A 21,373-nucleotide genomic window follows, 5' to 3' on the forward strand; every position below is an offset into this window, starting at 1 on the left:
GTTAGAAGGTGAAGATTTGCACCGCGGATTAAAATGGTTTGCCGTATTGACAACATTGGTAATGACAGGTGTATTGATCGGGGGAGCACTCGTTACGAAAACTGGATCTTCGCTAGGATGCGGAAGAACTTGGCCACTATGCCATGGCGAGTGGATTCCAACTCAAATTACGCCTGAACTTATTATTGAATTGACACATCGGCTTGTTTCGGGAAGCGCTGGAATATTGGTTTTAGGCCTTTCAATCTGGGCATGGAAAGCGATTGGACATAAGAGAGAAACGAAATTATTAGCTATTCTTTCCGTGTCTTTCTTACTTTTACAAGCTCTAATTGGAGCTGCTGCAGTGATGTGGCCCCAATCAGACTTTGTATTAGCTCTACATTTTGGAATATCTCTAATCTCATTTGCAACAGTCTTTTTATTAACTTTACTAATTTTTGAAGTAGATCAAAAATTCGATACAAAGAGACTTATCATCGATACAAGAATGAAATTCCATATTATCGGTGTTACTATATATTGCTATGGGGTTGTATATACTGGAGCGCTCGTTAGGCATACAGATGCGAGTCTTGTTTGTCGAGATTGGCCATTTTGCGTGAATAGTAACGTACTAACATTACCTTCCAACCCTTATGAATGGATTCAAATGGGCCATAGATTAGCAGCTGGTCTAATCTTTATATGGATTGCCTATATTACAATTCTCGCAGTTAAACATTATAAACATCAGAAAGTAATCTATTGGGGATGGATCATCTCCTTTATTATCGTTACAATGCAAGTAGCTGCTGGAGCGGTAGTAGTTCTTACGAGTTTAAATATTTATGTTGCTTTAGCACATGCATTTTTCATTGCTTGTCTTTTTGCTATTTTAAGTTATTTCATTATGTTGCTGACTCGTAATAAAATTGCAGCGGAGGCCAACTCTAAATTAGAGGCATCAAAGAAGATATCAAATTAAAAAACATGGGCAGCAAGCTACCCATGTTTTTTTATGTTGTTTAAGAGGTAGAGCTTAAAGTGAATTTTCAATCTCTCATTTCAAGCTTACCTTTTATTATTTATCCATCTCAATTAATAAATCGCCAGTTTGGATTGCTTCACCACTTTCCACATAAACATTCTTAATTGTTCCTGTAAATGGTGCTTGTACCGTTGTTTCCATCTTCATTGCTTCTGTGATCATCAGATGTTCTCCTTTGCTCACAGACTTACCCTTTTCTACAAGTACTTTCAGTACAGTTCCTGGCATTGTTGCACCAATATGGGCCTCATTTTTACTATCAGCTTTCAGCTTTGATTGTACTGTCGATTTCACACTTTCGTCTTTAATTATTACTTCCCTCGGCTGACCATTTAATTCAAAGTAAACAATTCTAGTTCCATCAGGTTGAGGTTGTCCGATAGAAATCAATTTTACGATCAGTGTTTTTCCCGTTTCAATCTCTATTTCTATTTCTTCTCCAAGTCTCATCCCGTGAAGGAAAGTTGGTGTATCGAGAACAGATATATCACCAAATTTACTTATTATCTGAACATAATCTTTAAAGACTTTCGGATACAATGCATAAGTGATCACATCGTGTTCTGTCGGTTCCGTTCCCATTTCCGACTTTAATTCTTCCCGTAGTCCAAGTAAATCTATTTCTTTCAATAATTCACCAGGTCTCACAGTGATCGGCTTACGATCTTTTAAAATTACTTTTTGTAATTCTTTTGGAAATCCACCATGTGGCTGGCCTAGATATCCTTCGAACAATTCAATAACCGAATCTGGGAAATCTATTTTCATCCCATTATTATGGATATCCTCCTCCGTAAGATCGTTTTGGACCATGAATAATGCCATATCACCAACAACTTTTGATGAAGGAGTTACTTTTACGATATCACCAAACATGTCATTTACTCGACTGTACATAGATTTCACTTCATCCCAGCGGCTACCTAATCCAACTGCTTTTGCTTGCTGTTGTAAATTACTATATTGTCCACCAGGCATTTCATGTTGATAAACTTCAGCGTGAGGCGCTACCATCCCACTTTCAAAGTCTTCATAGTATTTACGTACATCTTCCCAATAATTGGTCAATTGGTTGACTGCTGCTATATCAAATGTAGGTTTTCTCCCTGTTCCTTCTAAAGCATATAACAGTGAATTTAAGCTTGGTTGAGATGTTTGACCTCATAGACCCAAGCGCAGTATCGACGATATCTATCCCCGCTTCAATTGCTTTTGCATAAGTGAAGATACCATTCGCACTTGTATCATGCGTATGTAAATGAATAGGAATATTTACTGACTCTTTTAATTCTGAGATAAGTCTATATGCAGCCTGCGGCTTTAACAAGCCAGCCATATCTTTAATGCCAAGAATATGCGCTCCTAGATTTTCCAATTCTTTTGCTAAATGCTTATAATACTCTACATTATATTTCGCACGAGATGGATCATTAATATCACCTGTATAACAAATAGCTGCCTCTGCAACTTTTCCCGAGTCACGGACCGTGTCGATGGCAACTTCCATTCCCTTAACCCAGTTAAGACTATCGAAGATTCGGAAAACATCAACTCCAGTTGCAGCTGACTGCTGTACAAACTCTCTAATCACGTTATCAGCATAGTTTTTATACCCCACTGCATTGGAGGCTCTCAATAGCATTTGAAAAAGAACATTCGGAATATTCCTCCTTAAAGAAGTAAGCCTTTCCCAAGGATCTTCCTTTAAAAAGCGATACGCAACATCAAATGTTGCTCCACCCCACATTTCTAAAGAAAATAAATCAGGTAGCATTTTGGACGTTTGCGCTGAAATATGTAATAAATCATAGCTTCTAACTCTTGTAGCTAACAAAGATTGATGAGCATCCCTAAATGTCGTATCGGTAACCAATACCTTATTTTGCTGCTCAATCCATTTTATAAGTCCAGCTGCACCCTTTTCCTCCAGTATTTGTTTCGTACCTGGAGTTACAGAGTGATCAACTGCTAGTGTAGGAATTCTCGGCTCAGGAAATACCGGTTTCTTTCTTTTCTCCACCCCAGGAAAACCATTCACAGTAACAGTACCAATATAAGAAAGCATTTTCGTGCCGCGATCCTTGCTTTTAGCGAATGTAAATAGTTCAGGTGTTTGATCTATAAAAGAAGTATCATATTTACCAGTCATAAATTGTTCATGTTCGATGACATTTACTAGAAATGGTATATTTGTCTTAATTCCTCTAATCCGAAATTCTTTCAGGTTTCTCACCATTTTAGCTGCAGCTTGTTTGAATGTCATAGCATGCGTTGAAAGCTTAACGAGCAATGAATCATAATATGGTGTAATTTCAGCTCCTTGGAATCCATTGCCTGCATCAAGGCGAACTCCAAAACCACCACCAGTACGATATGCCATAATTCTCCCTGTATCAGGCATGAAATGATTCAATGGATCTTCCGTAGTTACTCGGGATTGAATAGCAAAACCATTAATTTCCAGCTCATTTTGTTCTGGAATTTGTACCTCTTCACTATGTAATGAATGGCCTTCAGCAATTAAGATTTGCGAATGAACAATATCGATACCAGTAATCATTTCAGTAATCGTATGCTCGACTTGAATACGAGGGTTGACTTCAATAAAATAAAACTCATCTCCTGCTACTAAAAACTCTACTGTACCAGCATTAATATATTGAACCTTTTTCATTAAGTCTACAGCTGCATTGCAGATCTTCATTCTTAATTCTTCTGAAAGTGAGACAGATGGTGCTGTTTCTACTACTTTTTGATGGCGTCTTTGAACAGAACAATCTCGCTCAAATAAATGGACAATATTCCCTTGGTGATCCCCTAATATTTGAACCTCAATATGTTTCGGATTCTCAATAAATCTCTCCACATACATTTCGTCACTACCAAATGCTGCTTTTGCTTCAGATTGGGCCCGCTCATATGACTCTTTCATTTCTTCTGGCTTATGAACAATTCTCATACCTCGTCCTCCACCGCCAAGTGAAGCTTTAACCATAAGTGGAAAGCCGCTTTCTTCACTGAAGGCAATGGCTTCTTCTAGATTAGCTACCGGACCATCACTACCTGGAATCACTGGAATGCCCGCAAGAAGAGCTTGTTCTTTCGCTTTTACTTTATCTCCAAACATATCTAATTGTTCAATGGATGGACCAATAAAAATAATTCCTTCTTCCTCACACCTCCTTGCTAGTTCAATATTCTCAGAAAGAAAGCCATAACCAGGATGAATTGCGTCTGCACCTGATTTCCTTGCTATTTGAAGAATACCTTCAATATCCAAATAGGCATCAATTGGCTTTTTACCTACTCCAACAATATAGGCTTCATCCGCCTTATAACGATGATAGGAACCAGAATCTTCACGCGAGTAAACGGCAACTGTTCGTATTCCTAGCTCCGTGCAAGCTCGGAATACTCTAATCGCGATTTCCCCTCTATTCGCCACCAAAACCTTGTTTATTTTCTTCATTCTTCTCTCCCCTTCTTGCGATCTCTATACATTTGTATATAAATGATCAACGCTGTATTGCTTTACCGACTTGATGTTTCGTTCGTAAAGTATCAAGCTGAGGATCAGGAGCAGCCTTTTCAGTTTTATATTTTTTATCATAGTTTTTAAACATAGAAACATTTGTTAGTATTCCCATGCATATAGACAAAACAAGTATCGAGGAGCCGCCATAACTAATAAACGGTAAAGTAACACCAGTGATGGGGATTAACCCTGAAGCACCACCTAAATTGATAAACGATTGAAGACCGAGCATACCCGCAATTCCAATGGCTAACATACTACCAAAAGGATCACGACAACTAATACCAATAAAAATACCGCGGAGCACTAGATAGCCGATTCCTAATATAACAAAAGCCACTCCAAATAGACCGAGTTCTTCAGCTATGATTGCCATAATGAAATCTGTATGTGCTTCAGGAAGATAGCCTAATTTTTGAACACTTTGACCTAAACCTAATCCTTTTATTCCCCCAGAACCAATCGCTAAATAGGAATTTACAAGTTGGAAACCTTGGTCTCCAACTGTTCCAAACGGATCTAAAAACCCTTCAATCCTTTTCATATTTCCAGATGTAAATATTTTATCCATTTTCAGGATGAAAAACGGGGCTAATAAACTAATTAATAATACGCCAAGCATGACAAGTTTAAAAATCGTTTTAAAACGCATGCCTGAGCAAATAATTATCATCATACCAATTAAGAAGGTAATTAAAGCTGTCCCATTATCAGGTTCTATTTTGATTAGAAAGCATACAAATACGAGATATATAACCGGTGGAAGAACCCCTTTATTAAGTTGGTCAATATATCGCTGTTTATTTGCATAGACTGCGGATAAATAAATAATAACACTTATTTTAACGAACTCTGATGGTTGAATTTTTCTCGCACCAACCTGAATCCAACTTTGAGCATTATTTGTCGCATGTCCAAAGAAATAAACGGCAAAAAGGCCTAATACAGCAAGGAATGTCATAACCATAAGAAACTTTTTATTACGAAATGCTTTATAAGGAAATACAGCAAAGAATATAAAGATGAGAAACGCAACGATTAAATTTATCTTTTGTTTTTGATAAAAAAAATCGGCTGGATATCCATAATATTGGACTGCCATTACCATACTAGAACTATAGATCATTACAAGCCCAAACAGACATAATAGTATGTATACAATAACAATGGAGTAATCATATGATTTTAATATTTTTTTTAACATCGAACTCTTCCAATCTTTGTGAGTTTGGATTTGAATTATTTCCACAAGTAATCAAACGCCTATGTAAACAGATAAGAATATAACCAATTCTTGTCCTATAAAAAAACCCAAACAATTTCGTTGAACTGTTTGAGTTTTAGTATAAAATTACCGCTGAAAATCATGCGGATACAAATGGTTTCAAGTAATGTTGGCATAAGGAATTCTTATTTTCTCAAAGAGGCTTCATGTAATGCAGATAGCTGTCTTTCTAAAGAATCCATTAGTTCTTTCCCGCTTATTTCATCTACTAATCCAAGACGGACAGCAAAGTCTATCTCACGGGACAGACCGAACATTTGAGTGTCCAGCACTTCCTCATACAAAGGGCATTGAGGCATTGTTAAATTGTCCATTTGTACCTGTATTAAACGCAAGATTTTTTCAGCGTCCGCCTTAAGAAGAGCAAAGGCCTTTTCTCGATGATCTATTATCATTTCAGACACCACACTAATCCCCCTGTCTCCGAACAAATAGACAATACTATCTATAAATTTTACCGCTATTATGTATAAATTGCAAGAGGTAAGCCGGAATTGAAATGTTTGAAAGAATATTGTTAATAACTTTGTGGAACATCACTCTATTAGAATCATAGTATCTTGACTTTTAATTTCCTTTCTTTCGCGTTATACTTTTAATGTAAGAGAAAGGAGTTTTAAAAATGAATTCTATTATTCCTTTTAAAGGAAAAGTCAATTTTCCAATCACGCTTGATGCCGGCGTATGGATTTTTGATGATCGCAGAATTGATCTAAATACATATTTTACAGATGCTTCAGAGGAAGAAACTGAAGAAGAAGAATTTACTGTTGTTTCCAAGCATTGGGATCGTGTAATTAAGGAAGGGGCAACCGCTCCACCTACACTTAAATCTGAACGACAGTTTGAAAAGGTGAAGATACTAACAGGAACATTCGGCATAATATTGGAACCGTTTTTAAAAAATGCGGAACCTACTGAAGATGCCTTATCCCTTATTATTGAGACGGCTGATGGTGACTACTCGGTGCCTTTAGCAGAAGCCTATCAATTGATCCTTGCTTTTTCTAAAGACGGAAAACCTCTCAGAGAAGATGGACCTGTACATATCCTTTTTCCTGACGGGTCAAATCAGGAAAATCCGATTAAAAATGTAAAAGCGTTCAGGGTTGATTAATCACTTATCGAAGCCTTAATATTCTTTTCCGCCCATTAAGCAGACGGTGTGCACCGTCTGCTTTTTTGTACGTACTAAAGTAAATCTGCTGCTAATTGCGCAAGTTCTGAACGTTCTCCTTTAAGAAGTTTTATATGACCAGCAACTTCTTCTTCTTTAAACTTTTCTAAAATATAGCTTAAACCATTATTATATTCATCTAAATAAGGATGATCTATTTGCTCTGGATCCCCCATGAAAACAATTTTACTTCTTTCGCCCACTCTTGTAAGAATAGTTTTTGCCTCATGCTTAGTTAAATTTTGCGCTTCATCTATAATAATAAACTGCTCAGGTATACTTCTCCCTCGAATATAAGTAAGTGCTTCTACCTCAATAGAACTCATCCCCGCTAATATCGCATCAATTTCTCCAGGTTTTTTCGTATTAAATAAAAATTCCAAGTTATCATAGACAGGTTGCATCCACGGCCTTAATTTTTCTTGTTTTTCACCTGGTAGATAACCAATATCTTTTCCAACTGGAATAATTGGTCTAGCAACTAATAGCTTTTTATATAAACGTAAATCCTCTGTTTGCATAAGTCCTGCAGCAAGCGCTAATAAGGTTTTTCCTGTGCCAGCTTTTCCAGTCATTGTAACTAGCTGGATATCTTTTCGAAATAGTAACTCTGCAGCCATTGACTGTTGAGCATTTCGAGGCTTTACTCCCCATACAGAATCATGTTTATTGACTAGTTTTTTAATAATTGTTCCTGATTGATCTACCATTCCTAAGGCAGACGCGGAACTTCCAAGCTCATCTTTCATAATCAAAAATTGATTCGGATACAATGTTTGATTGACATACTCCTTACTTTCAATTTCTCCCTTCTCATAAAACCTTCTTAACATATCAATATCCACATAAAGCTCTTGCAGCCCTGTATACAAATGATCCATTTCAACTACTCGATCGTTTAAAAAATCCTCCGCATACAGGCCTATTGCATCAGCTTTTACTCTTAGTAAAGCATCTTTACTAACAAGAATTACTGGTCGACCATTTGTTTTCGTTTCTTCTTCTAATGCAATATTTTTAGCTACGGCCAATATCCGATTATCGTTTGTTTTTTCTACGAAAATCTCTTGCAGCTGATGAAAAGAGCGATGGTTTAATTCAATTCTAAGTGTTCCCCCATTATCTAATTGAATTTTTTCATGCAATTTTCCTGTTAATCTAAAACCATCGATTAGCTTAGAAACATACCTTGCATTTCGACCGATTTCATTCATATAACGTTTTTTTGAATCTACTTCTTCAAGCACTACTGCAGGAATGACTATTTCATTATCCGCAAATGAGAATACGGCATTCGGATCTTGCAATAAGACATTCGTATCTAACACGTATATTTTTGTCAAATTGATGCCTCCTGCTTCTTTTTAATATTCTATGTGAGCCCATTGCGGCCGGTTCCAACCGAATAATTCATCATTCAAGATGGCACCTTTTATATGAAATATATGTATTCCTGCATAAAGATAGAATAAAACCACAAAATATAAGAGGAATGGCGAAGAGTTTGTTTAGGGATCAGATGGAAAAGCCTTTAGAAATGGGTAGATTTAAATTTTTAAAAAACTGGTGTCCCTAGCATCTAAAAACTAATAATAAGAGCGCTGCACCCAAAATACCTAAAGCTAGACATTCAAAAAGTAGGAAAGATGTAAAGAGAATATAAACTGGAGGTCTCATCATGCGTAAATTTAGTTTGATCATTATGTTATTATTTATTTTGTCAGCTTGCACTCAAAATAACGCTGAACCTAATATCCAGCAAAATGAAGTTTTGCCCCAAGGTGTATCTGTAAAAGATAGTCATATTAATTTAAACGATAATAAAAATTTATCCGATGAAGAAAAAGCAGATCATCTTGTAAACCTAGTCGCTAGCATCCCAAATGTAAATAATGCAACAGCAGTTGTTATTGGTGACTTTGCGATGGTAGGTATAGATGTGGATGCTGATTTGGAAAGATCAAAAGTTGGTAGTGTCAAATATTCAGTAGTCGAAAGCTTAAAACATGATCCACATGGCGCAAATGCTATGGTTATTGCAGATCCTGATCTTTATGCACGTTTAAAAGAAGTTGGCGAGGATACGAGAAACGGAAAGCCTATAGAAGGAATTATGAATGAATTGTCTGACATAGCTGGAAGATTAATGCCTGATGTTCCCCCTAATGAAAGTGGTAAAAATCCAGAAGATGCCTTAAAGAAACCAAAAAAAGAAATGAACCCACATAATCGCCAACAGTTAGATAAGGAACAACAAGAGCATTCCAGTGAATAAAATTATATTGTTAACGATTATTTCATGATATACTATGTAGAAAATGAATGAGTTGCATTCAGCCGAGGTGTTTATCATGAAAGTACAATGTGTCATCTGTGATCAGCAATCAACTATTGATACTGACTCACCGTTAGCAAAAAAACTACGTAACCATCCTATACACACTTACATGTGTGACATATGTCATGATCGCATAAAAGTGAACACACAAGCAAGATTGGCCAATAGCTCATTTCAACTATACACGTACAAAACAGAATTGAATGAGTTTTAACTATCATAGTTAATATATTTAAATTAAAAAAACAAACGCTACAAATACCGTAGCGTTTGTTTTTTTGTAGATTGTCGAAAAAAATATTAGAGACTAGTGCGTATGTAATGGATCATCACTAAACCGTTTGTACGATACTCGAGAGACCTAGCCATTGAACTTATACCTACCCACACCTGTTGTCCCTAAACGCGCATCTTCTACTTTTCTAAGTTATATTCTTCCAGCTTTTTTCTCTCGGTTTAATCGAACTTTGTAAATAATTAATATTAATGCAGCAACCATAAGTCCTTCTGCGATTGGTAAAAATATCGCCAAGAAAGTTAAGAATAAGCAGCCTATGATTAAAAACAGATAAATAACAATTGATTTTCCGAGTGGAAGCTTTTTAGCGAAACCTAATTTATATACTAGGACTGCCAACCCTGTAAGGGTAATCCAAAGTAACCAATTTGCTAATGCCGGGCTGTTAGTTAAGTTATAAAAAAAACGTAATGTGGGGGAAAACTTATCAATCGCCCTTTGATCTGCACTAGTAAGTGCTAAAACAAACATATTATTCATCATGAATGCTATACTTACTCCTTTCAAATTTCTAATAACGAGTTAACAAGATACCTGTATGTTAACTAATTTGCTGGCCCATTTCTATGAAATGAGAGAACTATACTCTTACTAGCATATAACTAAGAAATCTAAGAAGATAAAAAACCGGCCCCCTTTTCAGGGACCGTATAAATCATATCATATTTTAAAGCGAAACGAATATTGTTATTGTTCTATTACACAGTCTTTTTCTTTTTAATAGACTTTTCTCGTTCATTTTTATTCAATATTTTCTTACGCATCCTTATAGATTCTGGTGTTACTTCACAATACTCATCGTCATTCAAATATTCTAATGCTTCTTCCAGCGATAAAATTCTAGGCTTTTTAATAACGGATGTTTGATCTTTATTAGCTGAACGAATATTAGTAATTTGTTTTGTTTTTGTAATATTAACCGTTATATCATTTTCTCTTGTATGTTCTCCAACAATCATACCTTCATATATTTCCGTACCAGGCTCAACAAATATTGTTCCACGATCTTCAACATGCATGATGCCGTAAGTAGTTGATTTTCCAGTTTCCATGGAGACGATAACACCTTGTCTTCTACCACCAACCTGGCCTTGTTGCATTGGTTCGTAACTTTCGAAAGTATGATTTAAAATACCATATCCTCTAGTTAATGTCATAAACTCTGTTGTATAACCAATTAAACCGCGTGCAGGAATATGGAAAACTAAGCGTACTTGTCCATTTCCATTATTGATCATATCTAACATTTCGCCTTTTCGAGAACCCATTGATTCGATTACCCCACCAGTATGTTCTTCTGGGATATCAATTTGCACTCTTTCAATCGGTTCGCATTTAACACCATCAATTTCCTTAATAATAACTTGCGGTTTGGATACTTGTAATTCAAAGCCTTCTCTTCGCATATTCTCAATCAAGATTGATAAGTGAAGTTCCCCACGCCCGGAAACCGTCCACGCGTCAGGTGAATCCGTGTCTTCAACCCTCAGACTTACATCTGTTTCCAATTGACTTTTAAGTCGCTCTTCAATTTTTCTAGATGTAATGAATTTTCCTTCTCGCCCTGCAAAAGGACTATTATTAACAAGAAAAGTCATTTGGAGAGTTGGTTCATCAATTCGTAAAGCAGGTAATGGCTCTTGATGTTCAACAGGACAAATAGTATCACCTACATCGATATCTTCCATGCCAGAGACTGCAATCAAGTCTCCTGCATATGCTTCAGTAATCTCTACACGTTTCAGACCTAGGAAGCCAGATAATTTAGATACACGGAAGTTTTTCACTTTTCCATCTTGCTTTAGCATCGCAACTTGCTGGCCAACTTTGATTGTCCCTCTGAATACTCGCCCAATACCAATTCTTCCTACGTAATCACTATAGTCTAATAGTGAAACTTGAAATTGTAATGGTTCCTCTTTATTATCTATCGGTGCTGGGATATGCTCAATGATTGCATCATAAAGAACTTGCATATTTTCATCTTGTTGGTCTGGATCAAGGCTTGCAGTTCCATTAATACCTGATGCGTAGATAACAGGGAATTCTAACTGATCATCATTTGCATCTAACTCAATAAACAGCTCTAAAACTTCGTCAACAACTTCCTGCGGACGAGCAAAATCACGATCAATTTTATTCACAACAACAATTGGAGTTAAATTTTGCTCCAATGCCTTTTTAAGCACGAATCTCGTTTGTGGCATACAGCCTTCATACGCGTCAACAACAAGTATTACACCATCTACCATTTTCAAAATACGTTCTACTTCGCCACCAAAGTCTGCGTGACCAGGAGTATCCAGTATATTGATTTTTGTTTCTTTATATTGAATGGCAGTATTTTTCGCCAAAATAGTTATACCGCGTTCTCTTTCTATATCATCGGAATCCATTGCTCTCTCGGCTACTTGTTCATTGGTACGAAAAGTACCGGATTGCTTTAATAATTGGTCAACTAGTGTAGTTTTACCATGGTCAACGTGGGCAATAATTGCAATATTCCTGATGTCTTCTCTTATATTCAAAATTGTTCCTCCTGCCTATTTTAAAAAAACACAATTCTTTTGCTCAAATGGAAGATGCCAATCTGATTAATATGAAAATCAAACAGCACCATATTTATATTTTGTTTCATTTAAACCGTTTGTTAATTGGATTAACTGAATTATTATACCACACACTTTTGAAAAAATATATTTATTTTGTATAATAGAGTAGTATGGAGGCGAATAAAAATGAAGGGCATTCAATGGAATTTACTACTACTTTCCACCTTAGGAGCTTTTTCGATTATTGGAATAGGATTTTCAATCGGTGCAAAAAGCTTATTAGGTGTGCTAATTTCTATTATACTTTTGATTGGTATAATGGGCTTAGGGTTTATTATTAAGAAAAAAATGCGTGAGACAGGAAAGCTTTAATTTGGAAATAAAAGGTGAAACCTCATGTTGTCACCTTTTATTTCATTTTGAACTACTGCTCCTTTAAGTATCTCTGCATAATGTTCTCATGTAACCCTGGTTTTGAAACTAATATGCTACCCGTTTCAAGTAAATTTACACGTTCACCTTGCAGATTAGTTACAATTCCTCCTAATTCCTCCACGATAATTTTCCCGGCAGCAAAATCCCATGGAGCTAGCCTCATACTAATATAAGAATCAAGGCGACCGGTAGCGACATAAGCAATTTCCAAAGCAGCCGAACCATAAGAACGCGTACCTCGTACATCTCTTATAAGCGGAAAAAGTTTTTTAGGATCCATATAATTATTTGATACTAACCATTGAGCATTAAATCCAACGATTGCATTTTCTACCAATCCCTCACTAAGTAGAGGTAGTTTTTTTCCGTTGCAATATGCCCCTTCGCCTGCTTTCGCAAAATACAGTTCATCATGGACCACATCGTATAGATAGCCTAATATCCCGATGCCATTATCATATATCCCGATAGAAATAAAAAAATTTCTCTGTTGATGAACAAAATTCATTGTCCCATCTATTGGATCAATTATCCAAACAACCCCATTTAAATCCGTGAACTTATCTCCAAAACCTTCTTCCCCCATAATCCGATGCTTAGGAAAATTCGCCCTAATATTCTCGATAAAAAATTGTTCTGTTTCTTTATCGATATTTGTAACGAGATCATTAACATTAGCTTTTGTTTGGATTTCTAAAATCGTTGCAAATGACTGAATAATATTTTTTCTTGATTCTTTTAACCAAACTCTTGTTAATTTATCTATTTCGCTCCAGTTCGTCATATTAAGCCTCCACATTTCGTCCAATAGTTATTCATTTAGCTTAGAGATAATTTGACTATAATTCAAGTGGCCATACTTATTATAAAGTAACTTTTTAGTGCTAATACATTCGCATAATAAAAAACAAACTTCCATGCCAGATTTCCAGACAGGAAGTTTGCTTCATTCACAGTGATTTTAACAATCATAATCCTTCCAATTTTACTAGTTCTTGACGGATTCTCTCTAGTTTTCGCTTTGTTTTAGATTTAACTTCCTCATTCTCTTCTTGTATTGCTTCAAATAAAACGGCTAGCTCGTAGTTTAGTTCTAAGCGAAGAACTGCAAGTCTCTGTTTATCCAAGCTTTTTTTTCGATAAGCGTTCATTACTTGTTTCATGATGAAACACCCCTTCCGAAATTAATTTGGATGGAAATTCAGCTTTCGTTAATTGCTTGATATATTGTATGTTAACCGGATAATGCCGGTAACAAAATTGTGTGTTTACCTATGCAACCTGTTAAGCTTTAAATAAGAATACGGATTGCATATTGATGAGCGGTCTTTCAACTTTTGAGGAGCGATTAATTAATTATTACCCGTTTCAATCGTCTCATAAACTTACTTCGTATGTAATGATAATGGCTACGATTCAAATACCTCTACCATGTATTTTACATTTTTATTATCGTTTCCAAATTATCGTTTTTTAATTCTTGAATAGTTCGGTAAGATGAATATCCACTTACTTCTTCAAACTCGTTGCAATATTTCTTTTCATCTGCTTTTCCGGGTACTATTTCTTTAAACCTGCGATAGGCAGATAATAAATCAGTTTTACGAATTCCTTTTTCATATGCTAGTTCTATCGCCTGAAAGAAATGCACTACATCAATGACCTCTTCAGTAGACCAATCATATGAAAATGGATATTGGTAGTCCAATTGTAATCCCCCTTTTCCTTTATTTACTTTAATAATTCATTTAAAATTCATTTGATACTTATTTATATTTTATACCCTGCAATTTCTTTTTCATGCATGCAAAAAAAGTTATTGCTATTTAATTATACATACAAATGGCATATCTCCTAATTACAGAGATATGCCATGCTACCATTTACCCTTGTGAAGGGGTCTCTATTAAAGCAGGATCGAGTAATTCATATCCTTTTTCTCGTAGACCATTTACGATTTGTTCAAGAGCAGCATTTGTCCATTCTCTATCATGCATTAGTAAATTTGCTCCATCTTGTAATAGGTCTGTATTTACCATAATATCTGCTAGCGCATCTTTCGTCATATATTGTGATTCCCAATCATATCCGTAGGTCCAATTCATTAATAACATCTTTTCTTCTGAAGCAAGCTGGCGACTTTCATCGGTATTACTACCAAAAGGAGCCCGAAAGAATTTAGGACGTTCACCAATTATTTCTTCTACCTTATCGCTAACTGACATAATTTCCTCATTTTGCTCTTCAATAGAAAGTGTTTTTAGATCCGCGTGCGAATATGTATGATTGCCAATCGTAAAACCGAGCTCATGAATTTGTTTAATTATTTCTTCTTTCTCTTCCGAATGAATAAAATGGCCATTCACGAAAAATATCGCTGGTGCATCTAATGCTTTTAATGTTTTCGCCATCTCCAGAGCATACTTATCGGGAGCATCATCAATTGTTATAAGTGCCACTTTTGGATTAGCATCTGTTATTGGTTCTAATGCAAATGTGTTTTCATTCATTCTATAAGTAGGCTTTGTTTCAACCTTCTCATTTTCTTCTGTTGTTTCAGGCTTTTCTTCCTTATCGGTCTTCTCTATCTCCTGCTTATCATTTGATTGCTCAGACTGATTATTAGCAGTTTCTTGCTTCGGCTCATCCTCACTCTTATCCACTGTTGTTGGTTGGCTGCCGCATGCGGATAAAATAAAAATGACAGCTAACATGATGATAAATTTCTTCATGCTTTTCTCCTTTCGCTATTTATACTACTAAAACGTTCTAGCTTTCTTCTAATTAGTATAACTTCTACTTATAACCTTGTCCAAAAACCGGTCCATAAAATGATGAAACAGTTCTTTAGATTTATAGAGTTATATTCCCCCATAAACAAAGTATAAAACCATATTGATCATTCCATAAGTTGTTAAGCTGAAAATAGTAATCCATAACGTAATTTTATTTGATTTTAAAAGTATTCTCGCTAATAAAAATGCTAAATAAAAAAATACAACGAATAAGACAATTTTTGATACCAGATGATCTTTTCCAGATAGCCATTCAGCTAAGGTATACCCACTCCATATAATTAGCTGTAGAATCAGCGCAACATATTTCTTCATCAGCAAATCGTATCACCCGCATTCTTCCAGAATACTCTATTACTGATAATATGCACGTTAAGTTCAAACATAAACATCATTTGCTAAAAATTTAAACCTAAACATCAAAAAAGTAGAAATAACCGATAAGCGGCTGCAAATTGTGTCCTCAAGGCATCAAACTTATTTTAAACCATACTTATACACCGCGTTTGGTATTATCAGGCAATATTACATGAGAAGAAGAACTCATATCGATAATATCCTTTTAATAAATAAAATAAATATTAGGCATCAAGAAGAGAATGAATAATTGTATTTTGAGGGGAGAAGATGGCAGGCTATAATATAGCCGCTAAAACGGAAGATCAATAAAAACACCCCTTTCAGATGAAAAGGGTGTTTTTATACTTATTTTACATAATGTGAATTGGTGTACCTAAAGCAACTTCTGCTGCTTCCATTGTAATCTCACCAAGTGTTGGATGTGCGTGAATTGTCATAGCAATATCTTCAACAGTCATGCCTGCTTCAATAGCTAATCCAAGCTCGGAAATCATATCCGAAGCGCTAGCTCCCGCAATTTGAGCACCTACTACAAGGCCGTCTTCCTTGCGAGTGATAAGCTTAACAAATCCATCTGTATTATTAAGTGCTAAAGCACGTCCGTTCGCCGCAAATGGGAATTTAGATGCACTAATGTCTAATCCTTCATCTTTAGCTTGTTTTTCTGTATAACCAACTGTCGCAAGTTCTGGTTCAGAGAATACAACTGCTGGAATTCCTAGATAATCCACTTCGGATGTTTGGCCAGAAATTACTTCTGCAGCAATTTTCCCTTCATAAGAAGCTTTATGCGCCAATGGAGGTCCAGGTACAATATCGCCGATCGCAAAGATATTATTTACATTTGTTCTGCATTGCGCATCTACTTCAATTACACCACGGTCCGTCATTTTTATTCCTACTTGCTCAAGACCAAGTTCATCCGTATTAGGTTTACGGCCAACAGTAACTAATACATAATCAGCTTCTACTGTTTTTTCTTCGCCTTTTGCTTCGTAAGTAACTTTGACGCCACTTTCCGTTTCTTCCACACCTTTAGCCATTGCATTAGTAACAATTTCAGTGTTTTTCTTTTTCAAATTCTTTTTAACAAGAGCTGTCATTTGTTTCTCGAATCCACCAAGAATATCATCAGTACCTTCAAGAATTGTTACTTCTGAGCCGAGGTTAGCATATGCAGTTCCAAGTTCAGTACCAACGTATCCTCCACCGATAACAACTAGCTTCCCTGGAATTTCTTCCAAGTTTAATGCTCCTGTTGAATCAAGCACACGTTTTGAATACTTGAAGCTCGGAAGCTCAATTGGACGAGAACCAGTAGCAATGATTGCATGTTTAAATGTATACGTCTGTGATGAATTTTCATCCATCACTTTAAGATGATTTTCATCAACAAAGTATGCTTCACCTTGTACGATGTCTACTTTATTACCTTTTAATAGACCTTCTACTCCACCAGTTAATTTCTTAACAACTCCAGCTTTCCAAGCTTGGACTTTCGAAAAGTCTACTGATACTTTTTCAGTAGTAATTCCGAAATCAGCAGAATTCAATGCTGATTCATAACGTTGTGATGCAGAAATCAATGCTTTTGAAGGTATACAACCAACGTTTAAGCAAACGCCACCTAAAGTTGCTTTTTCTACAATTGTTACTTTTTGACCAAGTTGGGCTGCACGAATTGCAGCAACATATCCGCCAGGGCCGGCACCAATTACAATAGTATCTGTTTCAATCGGGAAATCTCCTACTACCATGTTTTACGCCTCCATTAATAATAGTTCAGGGTCATTCAATAATCGCTTAATTTGGTTAAGCGCCATTTGAGCACTCGCACCATCGATAGCACGGTGATCAAAGCTCAATGATAATGCTAACACAGGAGCAGCTACAATTTCACCATTTTTAACTACTGGTTTTTCTGCGATACGTCCAACACCTAAGATAGCTACTTCTGGATGGTTAATTACAGGAGTAAACCATTGGCCACCCGCTGAACCAATATTTGAAATAGTACATGACGCACCTTTCATTTCATTTGGTGCAAGCTTACCGTCACGCGCTTTAGCTCCAAGCTCATTAATTTCTTGAGAAACTGCAAAGACAGATTTTGTATCTGCATTCTTAACAACAGGTACTAATAAGCCTTTATCCGTATCTGCTGCAATTCCGATATTGTAATAATGCTTTTGAACAATTTCATCTGTTGCATCATCAATAGAAGTATTAAGGATTGGATACTCACGCATAGCACTAACAAGTGCCTTCACGATATACGGAAGGAATGTTAACTTAATATCTTTTTCTGCCGCTACTTCTTTGAACTTTTTACGGTGCGCAACAAGTGCAGAAACTTCCACTTCATCCATAAGCGTTACGTGTGGTGCTGTATGTTTCGAATTCACCATCGCTTTTGCAATTGCTTTACGGATACCGCTCATTTTCTCGCGTGTTTCTGGGTATTCACCTTCAGGAACAACTGGTGAAGCAACCTTAGTTTCAGCTTGAGATGTTTGAACTGTTTCCTCTTTAGTAGTCTCTTGACCACCGTTAAGGAAAGCGTCAATATCTTCACGAAGAATACGGCCGTTTTTGCCAGAGCCTGATACAGAGCGAATATTTACGCCTTTTTCACGTGCATATTTACGAACTGATGGCATTGCAACAATTAATTTATTTGAATCTTCTTCAGTAGCAGGTTGTGCTCCAGCGCCAGTAGTTCCAGCTTGAGATTCTTGTTTTACTTCTTCTTTTTTAATATCTTGTCCAGCTTCAGCTGTCGCTTGAACATTAGCTTCTGTCTCAGCTTCGCCTTCGTCATCACCTTGAAGATGCTCATATCCTGGAGCATCAAATGTGATAAGCACATCCCCAACTGTAGCAGTTGTCCCTTCTTCAACATGTACCTTTTCAACTGTACCAGCTACTGGAGATGGTAATTCAACGACTGCTTTGTCATTTTGAACTTCACAAAGAATATCGTCCTCTTCGATCTTGTCACCTGGTTTAATAAACCACTTAACAATATCACCTTCATGGATTCCTTCACCGATATCCGGCATTTTAAATTGGAATGACAAATTATTCACCCTCCTGAAATTACTTAATTAATCCTATTATCTAACATTCAATTAAAATTCAAGCACTTTTTTTGCAGTTTCCATAATATCTTTATGGTTTGGTAACCATACAGGCTCTGCTTGAGCAAATGGATAAACAGTATCTGGTGCAGTTACTCGCAATACAGGTGCCTCGAGGCTAAGGATTGCACGATCATTGATTTCAGCAACGACATTTGCTGCAATTCCTGCTTGTTTTTGTGCTTCTTGAACAACGATTGCACGGTTCGTTTTTTCGACAGATGCAATGATTGTTTCGATATCAAGCGGGCTAATTGTACGCAGATCAATAACTTCAACAGAATGTCCTTCTTTTTCAAGTTCTTCAGCTGCTTTAATAGAATCATGTACCATTGCACCATAAGTGATGATCGTCAAATCAGTACCTTCCCGTTTAACATCTGCTTTACCAAGTGGAATAGTATACTCTTCTTCCGGAACTTCTTGACGGAAAGAACGATACAATTTCATATGCTCAAGGAAAACAACTGGGTCATTGTCGCGAATGGACGAGATTAATAATCCTTTTGCATCATATGGAGTAGATGGAATAACAACTTTCAATCCTGGTGTTTGTGCCATAAGCCCTTCTAGGCTGTCTGCGTGCATCTCAGGAGTGAAAACTCCTCCACCAAATGGTGAGCGAATTGTAATTGGTGCATTAAATGTATTCCCTGTACGGAATCTCCAACGCGCCATTTGTCCACTAATAGAGTCCATTACCTCAAATACGAAACCAAAGAATTGGATTTCAGGAACAGGACGGAACCCTTGAGTAGTTAGACCAATCGCAAGACCTCCAATACCTGATTCCGCAAGCGGAGTATCAAATACGCGATCTTCACCAAACTCTTTATGCAAACCTTCCGTAGCGCGGAAAACTCCGCCATTAACTCCTACGTCCTCACCGAAAACTAGAACATTTTCATCATTGCGCAATTCTGTACGAAGCGCGTCTGTAATAGCTTGAATCATAGTCATTTGAGCCATGGCTTATTTCGACTCCTTCTCTGTATAAATTTCATATTGCTCCTGTAAGTTTACTGGTAATGTTTCAAACATATTTGACATTAAATCAGTCACTTTTTGTTTTGGAGCTTCATCCGCTTTTTTAATTGCTTCTTTTATATCTTCTTTCGCTTGTTCAATTACTTCATTTTCTTTCTCTTCGTTCCAGATACCTTTTTTCTCAAGATACAGACGGAAACGTACAAGTGGATCTTTCTTTTCCCATTCACTGTCTTCGTCAGTCGTACGATAGCGAGTTGGGTCATCCCCTGCCATTGTATGTGGACCATAACGGTAGCACATTGTTTCAATTAACGTTGGACCACCACCATTAATGGCACGTTCACGAGCTTCTTTTACAACTGCATAAACTGCTAATGGATCCATGCCATCTACAAGAACGCCTGGGATTCCCGCAGCTACTGATTTTTGCGCAATTGTTGCACCAGCTGTCTGTTTATCACGAGGAGTAGAAATAGCAAATTGGTTATTTTGGACAATAAATATAGCAGGTGCTCCATATGATCCAGCGAAGTTAATACCTTCGTAGAAATCACCTTGTGAAGATCCTCCGTCGCCAGTGTATGTAACAGCGACTGCTTTTTTATTACGTTTTTTAAACCCTAGAGCAACCCCAGCTGTTTGAATAATTTGTGCTCCAATGATGATTTGTGGTGGGATAACATTCACGCCTTCAGGTAATTGCATTCCCATGAAGTGTCCACGCGACCACAAAAACGCTTGATAAAGTGGTAGACCGTGCCATACAATTTGCGGAACATCTCTATATCCCGGAAGAATAAAATCATCTTTTTCAAGTGCAAATTGAGAAGCAATTTGTGAAGCTTCCTGCCCAGCTGTTGGAGCATAAAAGCCCAAGCGGCCTTGACGGTTTAGAGAAATGCTACGTTGATCAAGAATTCTTGTATAGACCATACGGCGCATTAGTTCTTCTAATTGCTCATCCGTCATTTCGGGAACAGCGGACTTATTGACGATTTCCCCTTTTTCATTCAAAACTTGAACCATTTCAAACTGACTTTCGATATTTTCGAGCGTTTTTACCGCATCGAATTGAACTTTCTTTGCATTCGAAGCCATTGAACCCACCTGTCCTCTCTATTTCAATTTATTTACTTACATTATTTTTGATTGCCTTTGAAGGAAAATTCATTGCAATAAAAAGCAATCGAAATGCGAACAAAAGAAATACTATAATAGGTTTTCCACAATTCGCCTGAAGAAAAACAACAAAATTTTCCTTTATATCAAGAAAGAATCTGTACTAATATTTTTCTTCGCTTATATAATACAACGTTTTTCCAATCACAAACTAATCTTACATGATGTACCTGACTCCGTCAATGAATAAGCTTAGGTTTACGAAACAATTGAATATTATACAAGTTACGCATATCAAACTGTACTAATAATCCTATAC

At 36.6% G+C, this 21,373-nt stretch carries 18 protein-coding genes and 1 pseudogene; 5 read left to right on the plus strand and 14 right to left on the minus strand.

All coding sequences use genetic code 11. The annotated features are described in order from the left end of the window. Window positions 1-16: 16 nt before the first annotated feature. Window positions 17-967 carry a COX15/CtaA family protein gene (locus BLE01S_RS09015; protein WP_066140045.1) on the plus strand — a complete coding sequence of 317 codons (951 nt, stop codon included), beginning with the start codon at window positions 17-19 and terminating at the stop codon, window positions 965-967. A gap of 96 nt (window positions 968-1,063) precedes the next feature. Here the strand turns inward: BLE01S_RS09015 and pyc are convergent. The 3 genes and pseudogenes from pyc to BLE01S_RS09030 all read right to left on the minus strand — a co-directional run bounded on the left by pyc (window position 1,064) and on the right by BLE01S_RS09030 (window position 6,257). After that, window positions 1,064-4,499: pseudogene (gene pyc / locus BLE01S_RS09020) on the minus strand (pyruvate carboxylase). Between the two features lie 46 nt (window positions 4,500-4,545). Beyond that, complete coding sequence (locus BLE01S_RS09025; RefSeq protein WP_066140049.1) at window positions 4,546-5,769, minus strand: FtsW/RodA/SpoVE family cell cycle protein; 1,224 nt, start codon at window positions 5,767-5,769, stop codon at window positions 4,546-4,548. A 206-nt stretch (window positions 5,770-5,975) separates the two neighbouring features. Continuing rightward, on the minus strand, window positions 5,976-6,257 hold the full coding sequence (locus tag BLE01S_RS09030) for an Fpa/YlaN family protein (RefSeq protein ID WP_066140051.1): 282 nt from the start codon (window positions 6,255-6,257) through the stop codon (window positions 5,976-5,978). A 215-nt stretch (window positions 6,258-6,472) separates the two neighbouring features. On the opposite strand from BLE01S_RS09030, the gene BLE01S_RS09035 reads away from it, so the two are divergent. Next, the gene (locus BLE01S_RS09035) at window positions 6,473-6,967 is read left to right on the plus strand and encodes a molybdopterin-binding protein (RefSeq protein ID WP_066140053.1); all 495 of its coding nucleotides are present in this window, start codon (window positions 6,473-6,475) and stop codon (window positions 6,965-6,967) included. 74 nt (window positions 6,968-7,041) lie between these two features. Here BLE01S_RS09035 and BLE01S_RS09040 read toward each other — a convergent pair whose 3' ends face one another. Beyond that, window positions 7,042-8,370 (minus strand): PhoH family protein, encoded by a 1,329-nt coding sequence (locus BLE01S_RS09040; RefSeq protein WP_066140055.1) that lies wholly within the window; start codon window positions 8,368-8,370, stop codon window positions 7,042-7,044. A 335-nt stretch (window positions 8,371-8,705) separates the two neighbouring features. Between BLE01S_RS09040 and BLE01S_RS09045 the strand changes: the two genes are divergently transcribed. Both BLE01S_RS09045 and BLE01S_RS20430 read left to right on the plus strand, forming a co-directional pair. Further along, window positions 8,706-9,302 carry a YhcN/YlaJ family sporulation lipoprotein gene (locus BLE01S_RS09045; RefSeq protein ID WP_066140058.1) on the plus strand — a complete coding sequence of 199 codons (597 nt, stop codon included), beginning with the start codon at window positions 8,706-8,708 and terminating at the stop codon, window positions 9,300-9,302. A 76-nt stretch (window positions 9,303-9,378) separates the two neighbouring features. Further along, a complete protein-coding gene (locus BLE01S_RS20430) occupies window positions 9,379-9,579 on the plus strand; it encodes a YlaI family protein (protein ID WP_082788630.1) in 201 nt (66 codons plus the stop codon). Between the two features lie 213 nt (window positions 9,580-9,792). Here BLE01S_RS20430 and BLE01S_RS09050 read toward each other — a convergent pair whose 3' ends face one another. Further along, window positions 9,793-10,134 carry a YlaH-like family protein gene (locus BLE01S_RS09050; protein WP_066141074.1) on the minus strand — a complete coding sequence of 114 codons (342 nt, stop codon included), beginning with the start codon at window positions 10,132-10,134 and terminating at the stop codon, window positions 9,793-9,795. A 227-nt stretch (window positions 10,135-10,361) separates the two neighbouring features. Further along, window positions 10,362-12,191, minus strand: a complete 1,830-nt coding sequence (gene typA / locus BLE01S_RS09055) for a translational GTPase TypA (protein WP_066140062.1) — start codon at window positions 12,189-12,191, stop codon at window positions 10,362-10,364. A 210-nt stretch (window positions 12,192-12,401) separates the two neighbouring features. Here typA and BLE01S_RS09060 point away from each other — a divergent pair, with 210 nt between their 5' ends. Continuing rightward, window positions 12,402-12,587, plus strand: a complete 186-nt coding sequence (locus BLE01S_RS09060) for a DUF5325 family protein (RefSeq protein WP_066140065.1) — start codon at window positions 12,402-12,404, stop codon at window positions 12,585-12,587. A 52-nt stretch (window positions 12,588-12,639) separates the two neighbouring features. Here BLE01S_RS09060 and BLE01S_RS09065 read toward each other — a convergent pair whose 3' ends face one another. The 8 genes from BLE01S_RS09065 to pdhA form a co-directional block, all read right to left on the minus strand. Further along, window positions 12,640-13,434, minus strand: coding sequence for an inositol monophosphatase family protein (locus BLE01S_RS09065; protein WP_066140068.1), 795 nt, complete (start codon window positions 13,432-13,434; stop codon window positions 12,640-12,642). A 184-nt stretch (window positions 13,435-13,618) separates the two neighbouring features. Further along, on the minus strand, window positions 13,619-13,813 hold the full coding sequence (locus tag BLE01S_RS09070) for a YkzI domain-containing protein (RefSeq protein WP_066140071.1): 195 nt from the start codon (window positions 13,811-13,813) through the stop codon (window positions 13,619-13,621). A 275-nt stretch (window positions 13,814-14,088) separates the two neighbouring features. Then, on the minus strand, window positions 14,089-14,358 hold the full coding sequence (locus BLE01S_RS09075) for a UPF0223 family protein (RefSeq protein WP_066140075.1): 270 nt from the start codon (window positions 14,356-14,358) through the stop codon (window positions 14,089-14,091). A gap of 175 nt (window positions 14,359-14,533) precedes the next feature. Next, window positions 14,534-15,382 (minus strand): polysaccharide deacetylase family protein, encoded by an 849-nt coding sequence (locus BLE01S_RS09080; protein ID WP_066140079.1) that lies wholly within the window; start codon window positions 15,380-15,382, stop codon window positions 14,534-14,536. A gap of 773 nt (window positions 15,383-16,155) precedes the next feature. Next, window positions 16,156-17,562 (minus strand): dihydrolipoyl dehydrogenase, encoded by a 1,407-nt coding sequence (lpdA, locus tag BLE01S_RS09090; RefSeq protein WP_066140085.1) that lies wholly within the window; start codon window positions 17,560-17,562, stop codon window positions 16,156-16,158. 3 nt (window positions 17,563-17,565) lie between these two features. Further along, complete coding sequence (locus BLE01S_RS09095; protein ID WP_066140087.1) at window positions 17,566-18,885, minus strand: dihydrolipoamide acetyltransferase family protein; 1,320 nt, start codon at window positions 18,883-18,885, stop codon at window positions 17,566-17,568. Window positions 18,886-18,936: 51 nt separating this feature from the next. After that, window positions 18,937-19,914, minus strand: a complete 978-nt coding sequence (locus tag BLE01S_RS09100) for an alpha-ketoacid dehydrogenase subunit beta (protein ID WP_066140090.1) — start codon at window positions 19,912-19,914, stop codon at window positions 18,937-18,939. 3 nt (window positions 19,915-19,917) lie between these two features. Beyond that, a complete protein-coding gene (pdhA, locus tag BLE01S_RS09105; protein WP_066140093.1) occupies window positions 19,918-21,033 on the minus strand; it encodes a pyruvate dehydrogenase (acetyl-transferring) E1 component subunit alpha in 1,116 nt (371 codons plus the stop codon). Window positions 21,034-21,373: the final 340 nt, after the last annotated feature.

This window comes from Lederbergia lenta NBRC 16444, from assembly GCF_001591545.1.
GTDB classification, from domain to species: Bacteria; Bacillota; Bacilli; order Bacillales; family Bacillaceae_C; genus Lederbergia; species Lederbergia lenta.

Bases quoted from the DNA above. Each gene is read 5' to 3' on its own strand.
- BLE01S_RS09025 (WP_066140049.1), bottom strand. From the start codon at position 5,769: ATGTTAAAAAAAATATTAAAATCATATGATTACTCCATTGTTATTGTA.
- BLE01S_RS09035 (WP_066140053.1), top strand. From the start codon at position 6,473: ATGAATTCTATTATTCCTTTTAAAGGAAAAGTCAATTTTCCAATCACG.
- BLE01S_RS09045 (WP_066140058.1), top strand. From the start codon at position 8,706: ATGCGTAAATTTAGTTTGATCATTATGTTATTATTTATTTTGTCAGCT.
- BLE01S_RS20430 (WP_082788630.1), top strand. From the start codon at position 9,379: ATGAAAGTACAATGTGTCATCTGTGATCAGCAATCAACTATTGATACT.
- BLE01S_RS09050 (WP_066141074.1), bottom strand. From the start codon at position 10,134: ATGTTTGTTTTAGCACTTACTAGTGCAGATCAAAGGGCGATTGATAAG.
- BLE01S_RS09060 (WP_066140065.1), top strand. From the start codon at position 12,402: ATGAAGGGCATTCAATGGAATTTACTACTACTTTCCACCTTAGGAGCT.
- BLE01S_RS09065 (WP_066140068.1), bottom strand. From the start codon at position 13,434: ATGACGAACTGGAGCGAAATAGATAAATTAACAAGAGTTTGGTTAAAA.
- BLE01S_RS09070 (WP_066140071.1), bottom strand. From the start codon at position 13,813: ATGAAACAAGTAATGAACGCTTATCGAAAAAAAAGCTTGGATAAACAG.
- BLE01S_RS09080 (WP_066140079.1), bottom strand. From the start codon at position 15,382: ATGAAGAAATTTATCATCATGTTAGCTGTCATTTTTATTTTATCCGCA.
- lpdA (WP_066140085.1), bottom strand. From the start codon at position 17,562: ATGGTAGTAGGAGATTTCCCGATTGAAACAGATACTATTGTAATTGGT.
- BLE01S_RS09100 (WP_066140090.1), bottom strand. From the start codon at position 19,914: ATGGCTCAAATGACTATGATTCAAGCTATTACAGACGCGCTTCGTACA.
- pdhA (WP_066140093.1), bottom strand. From the start codon at position 21,033: ATGGCTTCGAATGCAAAGAAAGTTCAATTCGATGCGGTAAAAACGCTC.